This is a genomic window from Thalassotalea loyana (genome assembly GCF_030161435.1).
Classification (GTDB): domain Bacteria; phylum Pseudomonadota; class Gammaproteobacteria; order Enterobacterales; family Alteromonadaceae; genus Thalassotalea_G; species Thalassotalea_G loyana.
In genome coordinates this window covers 330,741-346,527 of record NZ_BSSV01000004.1, presented here as the reverse complement: position 1 = coordinate 346,527, position 15,787 = coordinate 330,741, and the positions used below count along the sequence as shown (strand labels likewise).

Below are 15,787 nucleotides of genomic sequence, written 5' to 3'. Positions count from 1 at the left end.
TACTGACGATGATGGTGTTGGTGACAACGCCGATGCGTTCCCAAATGATTCGTCGGAAACACTTGATACTGACGATGATGGTGTTGGTGACAACGCCGATGCGTTCCCAAATGATTCGTCGGAAACACTCGATACTGACAATGATGGTGTTGGTAACAACGCTGATGCATTCCCAAATGATTCGTCGGAAACACTTGATACTGATAATGATGGTGTTGGTGACAACGCTGATGCGTTCCCAAATGACTCGTCGGAAACACTTGATACTGATAATGATGGTGTTGGTGACAACGCTGATGCATTCCCAAATGATTCATCGGAAACACTTGATACTGATGGCGACGGCATTGGTAACAACCAAGATGGAGATGATGATGGCGACGGTATCCCTGACGTTGATGATGAAAACCCATTAATCCATGATGAGACGCCAGTGATAGATACGCAAGCGCCAACGATCAGTGGCCTTGAAAATATAACAGTTGAAGCGACAGGCACATTAACCTTTGTTGATGTTGGTACGCCAACTATTTCTGACGATACGGATGAAAATCCAGTCATAAGCGTTGACAGAGACAGTTTTGAATTTTCGTTAGGCGAACATATTGTCACATGGTCAGCCACAGACGAGTCAGGAAATCAAACGCGCCGTGAGCAATTAATTACCGTCATTGATACTACTGCGCCAGTGTTTGAGCAATTATCTAACTTGTCATTTCATGCACAGGGCCGTTTAACTAACATCGCTAACTTAATCGAAGTTATTGCAACTGACTTGGTTGATGGCGAAATTAATGCTTCGATTATTGGTGAAACACGATTGGTTTCTGGGCGTCATACAATTGAGGTACAAGCAAGTGACAAAGAAGGCAATATCGCTATTTCAGCAATAAATGTTGATGTGGTGCCACAGCTAACAATTGCCAATCAATACCCTGTTGAAGCGGGTGGCAGTTATAACGTTAGCGTCCATTTAAGTGGTGTTGCTGCCGATTATCCAGTGCAAATTGCCTATAGTTTGCTAGTTAATGGATTTGTTAATAACCAGCTAGTTGGAAACATAGAACAGGGCCAGTATGGTCAACTAGCTGTCGTTATTCCGGAGGACTTGGATAGTAGCGATGATTTGAAGTTGCAAATAGATAGTAGTGAAAATGCTTTTATTGGTCATACTAGGGAAAGTCAGCTTTTATTAACGCAAGACAATGTTGCTCCTCTACTTGGTTTAAGGGTATTTCAAAATGAACAGCCCGTAAGTGTTATCGACCCTACTAATGGGGTGGTTAAGATTGTTGCAACTGTACATGACATCAACCAGAACGATAGTCATGACATTTTCTGGTCGACAAATCACGCTACTATTACAAATGAAATTAGAGATGCGGATGAGTTAACCTTTGAATTCGATCCTAGCAATATTAATGCAGGGATATATCACCTCGAAGCAAGCGCAATAGAGAGCAACACAAGTGATTCTTTTTCAGTGAGTAGATTTATTCAACTGATTATTGCTGAGCTACCGTTACTTGAAAGAGCGTTTGATTCTGATAATGATGGTATTAATGATGCGGATGAAGGGTATTATGACAGCGATGGTGACGGTATTGCAGATTATCTTGATAACGATGATAACAACACGCGACTGCCTACGAGTGATAATACCCAGCCTTTGCAAACTGAGGAAGGTTTACAGATCTCGTTAGGTTTATTCGTTTCTCGTTTGGGTGTTGAGGTGAATCAATCAGGTATTAGCATTGATGAATTAGCTCAGGTGGTTAGTGATGAAGATGCAGACACTAACGATGAAAGTTTTGAACTCAAAACGCCAGTCTATAACTTTACTGTAAATGGCTTGCTAAAGCACGGTGCAACAGCTGCAATCGTTCTACCGCTAGCAGACGGTGAGTCGATTCCAGCAGAAGCTGTGTATCGAAAATACAGTGTTAGTACCGGTTGGTATAATTTTGTTGAGGATGAAAATAATACCATTAGCTCTGCAGTGTTCGATGACAGTGGCAACTGCCCTGTGGCAAGAAGCACGGCGTATTCTCAAGTATCTGCTCAAGGTCTCGTTGAGGGAAATAACTGTATTCAGTTAATTATTCAAGACGGTGGGCCGAATGATGCTGATGGCATGGCAAATGGTTCTATCGAAGACCCTGGTGCATTAACGACACAAAGAGTAGAAACGGAGCCTAATATTGCACCAGATGTAATAATTGAAGCTCATCAAGTTGAAGTGATAGAAGGTAATAGTATTAGTATTAGTGCCATTGGTAATGATGACAATAATGACCCACTAACTTACTTATGGGAGCAAATTTCGGGACCAGCTGTGTCAATTGATGATGTTTACGGTGCAAATATATCAATTAGCGCACCTGAAGTAAGTAGTGATAGTGTTGTTGAATTGAAAGTGACGGTGTTTGATGGTGAGTTAAGTCAGAGCAAAACAACAAGTTTTACGATTTTGAATAAAGAGGAAGTTATTGTTGTTACTCCTGAGCCGGACGTGGAAACATCAAGTGGCGGCGGTAGTCTATTTTGGTTAACCCTGTTGATGTGGTTCTTGTATATGGGAAAAATATCTATAAAGCTTAAGCGAGGTAAGTAATTGTGTCTTAATCTAATTGTGATACAACATATATTACGCTATGAGTTAAAAAATGCCGCTTGATTAGCAGGTGGCGTTTTTTATATCCAGTATCCAGTCAAAGGTATGTTTTTTGATTATTTTACCTTGTGGACAATAGGTTGTTTCAGATACGTGTATTTTTCCTGATACTGACTGCGTATAAACACAAGACGAGCGTGTTCCGTATTCGGGTCCTTCAATTTTTATTGCACTTAGCTTTCTTTCCCATTCCAGTCCAATACCCGTATCAGGGAGTAATTCATCAGGAGCCCGTTGTGTGTTTTGCAAAATCGATAGTAGAGCATCGTGCTCAATTACTTTATTTTGCGTTACATAGGTTTCTAACGCGATTTCACCTTGCGCCATTTTTGGCCAAATATCGTCGAGAGAGCCATTACATATACTGTGAAAACCACTTTTTATCTCGGTAAACTGCTGTTTTACACTGTCGAAACACATAAGTCCCTGACTATTGCCGTATAGCAAGTTAAAGCCTTGATATTGTCGATGTTCAGTCGTTAGATGTTGATTTATTTCAGCAGAGGAAGATCGTAAAGCCAATAAGGGAAGTTTACCTCGGCTATTGAAGTTCCCTTGAACTAATGGAAGCTTACGGTAATTCGTTAATGCTGATATATCGCCTTGGTTAGTAATGGCTAACCAAGTACCACCTGCCTGCGTATCTTTACCGGCTAACAAATTTTCGCCTTTCCACCAGTGCATTTCCTTAGTAGGCCTTGCGTGAAATTCATCACGGTTTGCGGCGATAATTAATGGATAGTCTGGGTGTTTCTTGACTGCGATAAACAAAATGCACATAGCTGTTTTTTCTTGGCAGAGGGTAGTTGAAAAGTCAACAATACCATCAATTGTCGAAATATGGCGCGATATTGGTGAACTTATTTGATTTAGATTGCGTAGCCGAATAATAAATTGCGTGATAAAGCATACAAATGTTAAAAAAATGTTACAGTAAATATGCTAGAGCTAAAAAGAGCAGTAAGATAAACTGCTTCTGAAGTAAGTATTTAAAATACAAGCCATCATAGTATTTGATGTGTAATTAGTTGAGGAAAAAATCAAATGAAAAAATCATTGGTTGCTGTTGCGTTAGGCACAGCATTATTGGCGGGATGTGGTGAAAAGCCGGCTGACGCGCCAAAAGTTGTAGAACAAAAACAAGAACAAACGACAGCACCCAGTGTTGAACAAGGTAAAGCTGAATTAGGTAGTTTCGGTGTAGATCTAACTGCGCGTAACCTTGATGTTAAACCGGGCGATGACTTCTTTATGTATGCAAGTGGTACTTGGTATGACAACTACGAAATGCCTGCAGATAAAACTCGCTTTGGTGCGTTTACAGCGCTAGCTGAACGTAGCGAGAAGCAAGTGAAGGAAATCATCGATGACATTACAAGTCGTAAAAATTTAAATGCTGAAGAGCAAATGATTTCAGATTTCTATCATTCATTCATGGATGTGGAAACAATTAACAAAAAGGGCATTAGCCCAATTCAAGGTACACTTGACCAAATTGCTGCAGCTAAATCAACCGATGATCTAACAAAGATTTTTGGTAATGCTTGGTTAAATGGCGTCTCTTCACCGTTAGGTGGCGGCATGTGGTTTAACCGTTTAGATCCAAACAAATATGAAATGTCACTGGGTGCTGGCGGTTTAGGCTTGCCTGATCGTTCATACTACCTTGTTGATAGTGAGCGCTTTGCCAAAACGCGTGAAGCTTATGTTGCGCATATTGCAGACATGCTGAAGTTTGCAGGTATTGAAAATGGTACTGAGCGTGCTGAAGCTATCCTAGCATTAGAAACCAAAATTGCTGAAGGACATTGGCCGCGAGAAAAGCGTCGTAATCGTGACTTAACACTTAATCAGATCGAGCGTGCTGACCTTGCAAAAGAATATCTTGGTTTTAACTGGGATTTATACTTTGAACAAACAGGTTACAAGGTTCCACAGTTAAACATGTCGCAACCTGAGCCTATCAAAGCGATGATCGCGCTAATTAATAGCGAAGATATTAATGTATGGAAAGACTACCTGACCTTCCATGCTATTTCGGGCAATTCGAGCATGTTGTCTGAAGACATTTTCAACACTAATTTTGCTTTCTACGGCAAAGAGCTTCGTGGTCAGCAAGAGCCACGCCCTCGTTGGAAGCGTGCTATTTCACAAATGTCTGGTACGCAATCGTTAGGTTTTGCGATTGGTAAAGTCTATGTAGACCGTTATTTCCCAGAGTCATCAAAAGCGCAAATGGCGGAGCTTGTTGAAAACTTACGTACAGCATTAGGTGAACGTATTGATGGTCTTGACTGGATGGGAGATGAAACAAAAGTTAACGCGCGCGCTAAACTTGCAGCGTTCAATCCTAAAATTGGCTACCCAGATGTATGGCAAGAGTTTGATGGTTTAACTATCGATAAGGGTGATCTTGTAGGAAACGTACAAAATATGCGTGAGTTTTTCCGCGCAGACAGTGTTGCTAAAGAGCTTGAAAAAACTGATCGTAACCGTTGGGGCATGACTCCACAACGTGTGAACGCATACTACAACTCGTCATTCAACGAGATCGTTTTCCCTGCTGCGATTTTACAACCACCATTCTTTGATCCAAATGCAGATGCAGCGGTTAACTACGGTGCTATCGGTGCGGTTATTGGCCATGAAATGGGACATGGTTTTGACGATCAAGGTTCGAAATCTGATGCCAATGGTATTCAGCGTAACTGGTGGACAGACGAAGATCGTGCTGCCTTTGATGCTAAAGCAGATGCACTAGCTGAGCAATACAGTAAGTATGAACCAATTCCAGAGAACTTTGTTAATGGTCGTAACAGCTTAGGCGAAAACATTGGTGATGTAGGTGGTTTAGCAATGGCTTATCACGCATACAAACTTAGCTTGAATGGTAAAGAGGCACCTGTTATTGACGGTGTGACTGGTGATCAACGATTCTTCTTAGCTTGGGCACAAGTATGGAAGGAAAAGCGAACTGAGCAAAGTATGTTGAACCAACTAAGAGCGGGTACGCATGCGCCAGGTCAATTCCGTGCATTAGCTCCGCGTAACCACGATGCTTGGTACAAGGCGTTCGACGTAAAACCAGGCGACGCACTATACTTACCTGAAGATCAACGTGTAAGAATTTGGTAATTTTTACGCTAAAAAAAAGCGGCCAATTAGGCCGCTTTTTTATTGTTCAGGGATTTGCTTAAGCATGGGAGTAACTTAAGCAAATGGTTTAAATGTTATGGATTGTAAGTAACATTTAAATCAACACCGCTTGCTGCAGAGTATCCGTAGATGCCAATGTGCCATGTACCTGAAGCTGGGTTGTTGAATGTACAAGTTTCGTTGTTTCCACTCTTATATGGACGACAGTCATACTGTGATGATGTTGGTTGCGAACCTTGACGAATATATAAGTCAGCATCGCCTGTACCGCCACTCATGACAAAGTCTAACGTCGACATACCTGCAGGAATATCAATTGTGTAGTACTGCCATTGACGACGAGATACACTGATGTCAGTAACTGATGCACTACCACCTGTAGCGCCACCGCCACCACCAGTAGTTGGTTCAGTGTAAGAGCCGGTTAATGAAACACCACTAAAAGCAGAGTAAGCAACCACTTTAACGTAGTAGGTACCTGCTTGTACATTTGAGATAGGGCAGCTTTCTGCGTTACCATTTTTGTATGGACGACAGTCGTAGCTATTTGATGTTGGAGCCGAACCAAACTTAACATATAAGTCCGCATCACCTGTACCACCACTCATGTTGAAAGTAAGGTCAGTCGCACCCGCTGGTACTTCCATTGTGAAGTTGATCTCACTGCTTGAACTTAAACCTGTTTTAGCTACACCATTTTCTAATACGTTACCTGTTGGAGGTGGTGGCGTTGTACCGCTACAAGATGAAGCAAGTGAATCAGAAGCAGCTTTAGCTTGCACTAAACCAAAACCAGTTTTGTCATCACGACCCGGTGCATCGATATCTAATGCTGTGCTTTTTAATGCTGAACGAACTTGCTCAGCTGTACAGCTAATATTGTTACTCCATACTAGTGCTGCAACACCCGCGACATGAGGTGTCGCCATTGAAGTACCATTGTAGTATGAGTAATCTTGAGAGCCGACAACATTAACTGTCGCGTTTGAACCTAACTGTCCCATTAATTGTTGACCAAGCGCACGATCTACAGATACTGTTGGTACCGTAACGTCTGAGTTTGCATCAACTAAGAATGGGTTTTGTAAACCAGGGCGATCAGTATTACCGTAAACGATTACCGCAGCTGCACCAGCGTCGGCACAAGCTTTCGCTGGATTAATTTCTGGGTAATTACTACCTTTTTGGTTGTCATTACGCTCAGCTAAACAGATGTTACCATTTACATTACTACAGCTATAGCTACTGCCAGAGATTGTACAGCTTGCTAATGTGCCAGAAGCGCTGCCGTTAATATTAGTTACTGAGAAACTTCCACCACTTTGGATATATCGAGTTTGAGGAACAACAAAGTCATTGCCGTACGTTGTTGAACCAACAGAAATGTAGCCTAATCGACCATCACCAGCCACAGTTGATAATACCGCTTCACCTGGTGCAGAAATTTCTACTTGGCTTGTGTATTGTGAAAATTCAGCGTGTTGGTTATTGCTATCAAGTGCACCTACGGCCATTACTGAGTCGTATGATGCTGGATAAGATAATGTTGTATTACCATCATTACCTGATGCAGCGATTAACAATACGTCTTGATCAGCTGCTGCTTGAAGGGCATTACGCTCAGCATTTGATGAGCCGCTGCCACCTAAACTCATGTTTATCACTTTTGCACCGTTATTTACACAAGTATCAACAGCATCTGTTAAATCGCCAGAATAACCCCAGCCACTTGCATTGAATACTTTAATGATATGCAGGTTAACATTAGTGTTTGGTAAAACACCGACCACACCTTCACTGTTATTTACACCTGCGATAGTACCCGCAACATGAGTACCGTGAGAGCCGCCTGCTTGATACCAATTACCTGTACCTGAGTTATTGGTACCAGAAGCATTGTTAGCCGTTAGATCTGGGTTTGACTGTTGGTAACCTGAGTCAATAATACAGACGGTCATGTTGCCCGCATCGTTATCAGATAGTTGGTCAGATTGCGTTCTTGCAATACCCCAAGGCTGATTTTGTGCCATCAAATAACGTTGGTAGTCAGGTTCAATTGATTCAACAGAAGGGTGTTTGCGCAATTTTTCGATAAACTTTTCAATATCTTTAATTGAGTGCATTTCATCAAGCGCAATAACATGGCTGTTATTTTTCAACACTTTAACGTGTTTCATGTTTAAACCAATTTTCTTGGCTAACCCAGGAGGAACCATTTTTCCTTGGTTCTTATCTTTAAAAGTAATGATTAATCTATCTGTGTAGTCTTGACGATTTAACTTTTCTTGAGCGCGCCATTCAGCAAAGCTTTCTGTAGCATTATCGTTATTACTTACCTTATTAATTTGTGCTTGAGGTGCTGCTTGCGCAGACACACTTGCAATCGCAATTGAGGTCGCTAATGCGCTTAACATTAGCTTTTTATTCTTTCTCATTTTGACAGTAACTCCATCGTTTATTGTATGTTTTCACTGTGCGGTTAAGCTCAGATTTAACACTTTTTATTTTTTGTTTTTTTGACTTTCGTTGATTAGTACAACGTCATTGAGTATTGAATTTTTAAGGCCTCTTTCGATAGCAAAAAAAAGACGTTTTTTACCAAATTTGCGACTTATTACTTTTGTTGGTATTTGTTTAAATTGTTGATTTTAATGAGTTAAGTTGTGTTGTGTCGTATTTGTATGAAAAGCTGTCGGGAAATTGCTAGGGGGGGATTTTGTTGCTGTTACTATCGAGTCAAAGGAAGGCAAAAGCCAACGACGCAGATACTCAAATGGTATCCATTTTATATAACAAAAACATGTCAAAAATATGAAAGTGCGGAATAAGAATAAGCACATTGCATTTTCAATATGAGAGGTAGGTATTTTATGAAAATGAACAAATTCACCACCACGGCTTTAGCGGCTGCATTATCAGTAGCATTTTCAGCTCAAGCAGCTGATGACCGATACATTATCAAAGTTGATGAGAGCAAAAAAGGCGTAGTAAAAGCGTTAGCTAAACAACTTGGTGCAGAATTCAAAGTAGATGGTAATGGCTTTTTTGCTGCTTCATTTGCGGGTAAAAACCTAGAAGATGTAAAAGGGTTAATGAATAACCCTCACATTCAATTAATTGAAGAAGACCACCGTCGTGTGCTGTTTTCAGCTTACAGTGATGACTTAGGTAATCCTATGACTGAGCAGCTGACGCCTTATGCTGTTTATCAGTCTCAAGCAGATCAGGTCAATTTTGTTGCCAATGCAGGCATGAAAGTTTGTGTGATTGACTCAGGCTTAGATCGATCAAATCAAGATTTCGTGTGGAATAACATAACGGGTGATAACGATTCTGGTACTGGTAACTGGGATGAGCACGGTGGTCCACATGGGACACACGTAGCTGGTACTGTAGGTGCTGCAGATAACAACATCGGTGTTGTTGGTATGGCGCCAGGTGTTGATATGCACATCATTAAAGTATTTAACGCAGACGGTTGGGGTTATTCATCTGACCTAGCACATGCAGCAGACAAATGTTCTCAAGCAGGTGCAAATATCATCAGCATGAGCTTGGGCGGCGGCGGTGCAAACAGCACTGAAGAGAACGCTTTCAAATCATTTACTGAAGCAGGTGGTTTAGTATTAGCGGCCGCTGGTAATGATGGCAACTCTGTACGTTCATACCCTGCAGGGTACTCATCAGTGATGATGGTTGGTGCTAATGACAACAACAACGCAATTGCAGACTTCTCTCAACACCCAAGTTGTACAGTAACAACGGGACGCGGAAAGCGCCAAACGACAACAACTGACGAAACGGTTTGTGTTGAGGTTACAGCAGGTGGTGTGGATACATTGTCAACTTACCCTGCTGGTATGGCAACTAGTGCATCAATGAGTGCAGACGGCCAAGCTTTCGCATCTTCTTCAATGGAAAATTCGGGCAATGTTAACGGAAACCTGTATTTCATGGGGACTGCTGAGTCTACAGATGCTGGTGCAAACGGCAATATTTGTTTGATTGACCGAGGCGCAATTTCTTTCCATGACAAAGTGCAGAATTGTGAAAACTCAGGTGGTGTGGGTGCAATTATTGTTAATAACGAAGCGGGTATGTTGTACGGCACATTAGGTGATACGAATGCGACTTCTATCCCAGCAGTTGGTGCTGCATTTGAAGACCGTAGCGCATTGTTAGCGGCTAGTACTGCGACAATTAACATCGGTACAAGTGATTACGGCTTTATGAGCGGGACTTCGATGGCAACACCTGCGGTATCAGGTATCGCTGCGCTTGTTTGGTCAAATCATAACGGTTGTACAGGTACTGAGATTCGTGAAGCATTAAAAGCAACGGCGCAAGATAGCGGCGCTCAAGGCCACGATGTTTACTTTGGTCACGGTATTGTTAAAGCGAAAGCTGCGCACGACTATTTAACACAAAATGGTTGTGGCGGTGACGTAACACCACCTCCATCAGGTGACATTACGTTAGATACATCTACAGGTCGCGCAAAAGGTAAGAACTATGTCGATTTAAGTTGGTCAGGTGCGTCAACATCAAGTGTCGATATTTACCGCAATAGCTCATTACTATCTACAACTGCAAATGATGGCGCTTACCGCGATAGCTTTAGATCATCGGGTACGTTTACATACCAGGTGTGTGATCAAGGAACAAATAATTGTTCGGCTGAAGTCACGGTGACATTCTAACTTTAGAAAGCTAATAAGTACTTGAAGTAGTTCCCAAAGTACTTTTTATCCAGCTCACTTTGTGGGCTGGATGTTTTTGTTTTTAGCGCTCAAAAGATTTCGAGAATTAAAAAACTATTGAGCTGTGTTGGGGATTAGTTTATGTTGCAGTTAAATGTTTTGTTACAATTTGTTAACAATGACTGTGTTAATAAAAGACAAAACAACGGTAATAAAGCTAGTCACCCTAATGTTTATAAAGAATAAGTGATTATTTTTAATGAAGTATTGGGCATAGGGAGTGAATATGAAGAACAACTCTAGATTGAAGCAAACAAGTCTTGTGTCGTTAGTTGCGATTATTGCTTCAGTGTTTTGGTTTACACCAAGCGCTGATGAGCGAGTGAGTGAACGTAAAACGACTTCGTATATTGTTAAGTCAAAAAGCAACCACCAATTAAATGAGGTCATAAAGCAACTTGATTTAACACCAACGCATGACCTTTCAATTATCAATGCGATTGCTGTTCCACTAACGGCTGAACAATTGGCAGTACTTAAGCAAAATAAAGGCTTATCGATTACCGAAAACTATCAAGTAGAGCTAACTAACGGCAATGCATGGGGTAAGCGTAAATGGCAGCCCAAAGCTGTGATCCCTAGTTACATTGATGCTGACTATGCACACATGATTCGTAATTTTGGCGATGGTGTTACGATTGGTTTTTTAGATACAGGTATTGATTCTCTTCCCGGTACCTCATCAGGCTTGGGTTTAGCTACTGACTTGTATGGTAGAGATAAGTTCTGGGGGACGTATGATGCCATTACCAATACATTAAGTAACTACAGTAATGAAGAAAGTGGACATGGTACACACGTAGCCAGTGTAGCAGGCAATGCTGATTACGATGTATATGGAAAAATTTATGGCGTAGCACCTAATGCTGCAATTGTTGGCATTAAAGCGTTTGATTCTGATGGTAAAGCCACCTATGCCGATGTAATCCGTGGAATCGAATGGGCAATTTCCTATAAAGATCAGATTAACTTGCGTGTCTTAAATATGTCATTTGGTGGTCAGCAGCGTTCATACTACTGGGAAGATCCGCTAAACCAAGCTGTAATGAAAGCATGGCAAGAAGGTATTGTGGTTGTTGCATCGGCAGGTAACAACGGACCTGACCCTATGACTATTGGAGTTCCAGGTAACGTTCCGTACATTATCACTGTCGGTGCAATGACTGATAATTTTACTGAAATGAACTTCAATGACGACAAGATTGCAACATTCAGCGCTGCTGGCCCAACACCAGCGGGATTTGTAAAGCCTGATCTTGTTGCTCCAGGCGGTCATGTTGCAGGTTTAATGGCATTTAATACGAAAATAGTTAGCGACCATCCAGAATACCATGATGGTGGTAAATATTTTGAAATGTCTGGAACATCGCAAGCGGCAGCTGTTGTTTCTGGCGTTGCTGCATTAATGATTTCGCAAGATCCAAGCTTGACACCGGACGAAGTGAAATGTCGATTAATTGATAGCGCACACACCGCATTAAATAGTGAAGGTAAAATTGCCTACAGTGTTTTCCAGCAGGGTTCTGGTGTCGTAAATGCGCGTGATGCATTAAAAAGTACTGCATCTAACTGTGCGAACCAATCACTTGATATTGCAAAAGATTTGGCTGGCGAAGAACATTTCTATGGTCCTGCAAACATTAATGAAGATGGTCACTTTTATGTTGAAGGTCTAGGTGATGAGTATGTTTGGAAAATTGATGAAAGCGCTTTGGAAAATGATGCGGTAATCTGGCGTCTTAACTATGATGATAATCCTATGGACTGGAAAAATATGGCATCAACAGATGCAGTAATCTGGCGTTTAGCTTTTGAAACAGATGCTGTAATTTGGCGATTGAATTTTGAAACAGATGCAGTAATCTGGCGACTAAATCTCCATGACCATAACGCAGCACCAATTAGTATTAATAATTGGGTTGAACCTGAATAAAATATCTTAAGCCACTGTTTACAACAGTGGCTTTTCTTTTTATAAGTAATTAACAAGCCTTGTTGTTATAGGACTAGACCTATGTATCGCTTACATTCTTATGTTTTGACACTTGTATTAGCCGTATATTGCCTCGGCATGCCATTGGTTGCACAGGAAATTAAACACTTTAAGAACTTTGGTATCGATAACCCTATGTCCTATAGTTTTGTCCGAGCAATTGCACAAGACAAAGATGGTTTTATTTGGTTTGGTTCATCAGAAGGCTTAGATCGTTTTGATGGTCATCAAACTGTCAGTTTTTATCACGATAAAAGTCGCCCTAATTCACTAAGTTCGAACGTTATTAGCCGATTGATTATTGATAATAAACAGAGACTTTGGGTTGGTACGTTTGGTGGTGGATTGAACCTTTATCAAGAAGCGACACAAGACTTTCTTCACTTTACGACTAAGCAAAAACTCAGAGCACTAAGTAACGATACGGTTAATGCGCTATTTGAAGATACTAATGGCAATATCTGGGTTGGTACTGCCGACGGTTTAAATATTTTAAGCGTAGTCGATGGCCAATGGCAGGTTAAACAGGTTCGTCAGCAGCTTGGTAATCCAAATAGCTTGACCCATAACACGGTACATGCAATTACTCAGACATTTGAAAATCATATTTGGGTTGGCACAAACGGTGGTGGAATTTCGGTATTTGATTTGAATGGTAACTTTATCAAGTCAATAAAATATGGCGATAGTACAAAAAGCCAATATGTGAATAAATTTGTAAGTGCTTTATATGCAGATAATCAGGGACAAGTTTGGATAGGAACCGAAGATAAAGGCTTGCTGCGTTATAGTGCAAACTCAAATGACTTCGTTCATTATCTTTATTCTGAAACAGGTAACACCGACCTGACAAGCAATACGATCAATCATATTTATCAGGACTCAAACAATAATATTTGGGTTGCGACTGATAATGGTTTATCCATTTTTGAACATCGAGAGCAGCGATTTAATCATCATCGCCATTCGCCTCAAAATCCGTTCAGTTTAAGTAATGACTACATACTGACGTTCTTCGAAGATAAAAATCAGATGATGTGGGTAGGTACGTTTACTGGCGTCAATCGTTGGGACCCCAATATTGCGACTTTCAGTCAGTTCACGTCTCACACTAACCCTGTCATGACTAATAATAATGTCACGAGCTTTGCACAACTTAACCAAACCTCGATTTTATTCAGTACCTATGCAGGTGGCATCTACAAAATGTCTACTTATGATCAAGCTATAGAAAAGCTGAGTGACGGTGGGTATTTTGATTCATTGCGTGTGATGAGCCTGTATGTTGATGGCGACAAGCTATGGGTTGGAACTCGTGCTTCCGGTTTGCATGAAATGTCATTATCTTCCGGAGAAGTAAGGAGCTACTTACATGACCCAAAAAACGAGAGCTCTTTGTCTGCTAACAGTGTGACCGACATCATCAAAGATAAACGGGGTAACTTATGGGTATCTACCTTTCATAATGGATTGAATTTGCTCAAATTAGATGGAACGTTCCATCGATTTACCAAAAATGATGCAACACCGGAGCTTGGCCCCTCAAGTAATCATATTTTGCAGCTACTTGAAGATGAACAAGGCTTTATTTGGGCAGCTACTTTTGGTGGTGGTTTAAGCCGATATTCGCACAAATCAAGCTCCTTTTTGCACCTTCGTCATGATGACAATGACCCGCAGAGTTTATCTGATGATTTTACTTGGATTATGCTCCTAGATGATGAGGGTAAACTATGGGTTGGTACGCAAACGACAGGGTTGAACATACTAACCAAAGAGCGCCGATTAAAGAATGAATTCTTATTTGAGCAGATAAATTCTACCGATGGCATGAAAAGCATGACGATTTATGGAATTTTACAGGATTTAAACGGTGATATTTGGTTTACCACGAGTAAAGGTATATCCCGTTATTCTCAGCAGAATATGAGCTTTAAGCACTTTGGTCTTAATCATGGTTTAGTTGATTTGGAATTCACCCATGGCTCTGCATTTAAAAGTCTGGACAACAAATTGTTTTTTGGCTCCGGTAAGGGATTTAACAGTATTGAGCCTGAGAATATTGATTCTTACGTGACACCACCAGAAGTCAGATTAACTAATATTCTCAAGTTAAATGAAGCCATGGAGTTAAATGTTCCATTATCTGAGCTTACCGATTTAACCTTGACGTACACTGATCAAATTGTCTCATTTGAATACGTTGGTCTTCATTATTCGTCACCTGAGTCCACAAGATACAAATATCGATTGAAAGGGTTTGATGAAGAATGGATTGATGCAGGTAAATCTCGACGTGCAACCTATACCAACTTGCCCTCAGGAAGCTATCAATTGGAGATTATTGCAGGGGTAAACGAAAGCTCATGGAGCTCGCCAGGTTTATCATTGAACATTCACGTAATGCCCGCACCATGGCATACATGGTGGGCATATCTACTTTATGCATTGGTTGTAGCGATCGCTTTACTGTCCTATTCACGATTCTTAAACAGAAAGTTAGTGATTGAGCAGGAGCAAAAAGAGTATTTGAAGCAACAGGTTCATAACAAGACACAAGAATTTATGTCGAAGAATATCGAACTTGAACAAGCTAATCACTTACTAGAGGAAGCTGCAACCACCGATAAAGTAACAGGCGTGAAAAGTCGTCGATATCTCGATATATATATTGAGCAAGCGACACAACTAATGACACAAATCCATGAAAATTTGCTTCCTGTACAGCGCCATATTTTACCCAGACTTTATTTATTGATGGTAAAAGTTTCAAGCCAATCATCTATTACTAATAGTCAATTGGTTAACTTGTCAGACTTTTTACTATATAGCCGTAACAATGATGACCTTGTTATTCGGTGGGCAGACGACACGTTTGTGATAATAGGTTTTGAGAAAGAAAATAATGCCCGAGAATTAGCTGAAAGACTGACATCGCGCTGTGAGCAAGCCATAGGAGAGGAGCTCAAAGCCGATGTGGCTTACTCTTTTTATCCATTTAATTTTGAACAACCAATGGCACTTAGTTGGGATCAAGTGAGTGCGATGACAGAACACGCTCTTGGCCTAGCTAAACAGGAAAAATGCCAGTGGATAGGACTATACGGTCCTAAAGTGCAACCATTTAATTATCTCGATGTAATTAAACAAAGGTCGATTAAAGAGCTAAATAACCTCACACAAATAAAGCAAAATTAAGTTTCT

Annotated in this window: 7 protein-coding genes; 5 read left to right on the top strand and 2 right to left on the bottom strand. The window is 40.9% G+C overall.

The window, feature by feature from the left end; all coding sequences use genetic code 11:
- Nucleotides 1-2,614 (top strand): choice-of-anchor U domain-containing protein (locus QQK05_RS11335; RefSeq protein ID WP_322790569.1); only part of this gene is annotated, 2,614 nt, incomplete at its 5' end.
- Between the two features lie 63 nt (nucleotides 2,615-2,677).
- Here the strand turns inward: QQK05_RS11335 and QQK05_RS11330 are convergent.
- A complete protein-coding gene (locus tag QQK05_RS11330; RefSeq protein WP_284298628.1) occupies nucleotides 2,678-3,454 on the bottom strand; it encodes an NRDE family protein in 777 nt (258 codons plus the stop codon).
- A gap of 264 nt (nucleotides 3,455-3,718) precedes the next feature.
- Between QQK05_RS11330 and QQK05_RS11325 the strand changes: the two genes are divergently transcribed.
- Nucleotides 3,719-5,809, top strand: a complete 2,091-nt coding sequence (locus QQK05_RS11325) for a M13 family metallopeptidase (RefSeq protein ID WP_284298627.1) — start codon at nucleotides 3,719-3,721, stop codon at nucleotides 5,807-5,809.
- Between the two features lie 95 nt (nucleotides 5,810-5,904).
- Here the strand turns inward: QQK05_RS11325 and QQK05_RS11320 are convergent, their stop codons facing one another.
- Entirely contained in the window at nucleotides 5,905-8,265 is a 2,361-nt protein-coding gene (locus QQK05_RS11320) for a S8 family serine peptidase (protein WP_284298625.1), read from the bottom strand.
- A 435-nt stretch (nucleotides 8,266-8,700) separates the two neighbouring features.
- On the opposite strand from QQK05_RS11320, the gene QQK05_RS11315 reads away from it, so the two are divergent.
- The 3 genes from QQK05_RS11315 to QQK05_RS11305 all read left to right on the top strand — a co-directional run bounded on the left by QQK05_RS11315 (nucleotide 8,701) and on the right by QQK05_RS11305 (nucleotide 15,781).
- The gene (locus tag QQK05_RS11315; protein ID WP_284298623.1) at nucleotides 8,701-10,530 is read left to right on the top strand and encodes a S8 family serine peptidase; all 1,830 of its coding nucleotides are present in this window, start codon (nucleotides 8,701-8,703) and stop codon (nucleotides 10,528-10,530) included.
- A gap of 286 nt (nucleotides 10,531-10,816) precedes the next feature.
- A complete protein-coding gene (locus QQK05_RS11310; protein WP_284298621.1) occupies nucleotides 10,817-12,523 on the top strand; it encodes a S8 family peptidase in 1,707 nt (568 codons plus the stop codon).
- 81 nt (nucleotides 12,524-12,604) lie between these two features.
- On the top strand, nucleotides 12,605-15,781 hold the full coding sequence (locus tag QQK05_RS11305; protein ID WP_284298619.1) for a ligand-binding sensor domain-containing protein: 3,177 nt from the start codon (nucleotides 12,605-12,607) through the stop codon (nucleotides 15,779-15,781).
- Nucleotides 15,782-15,787 lie beyond the last annotated feature (6 nt).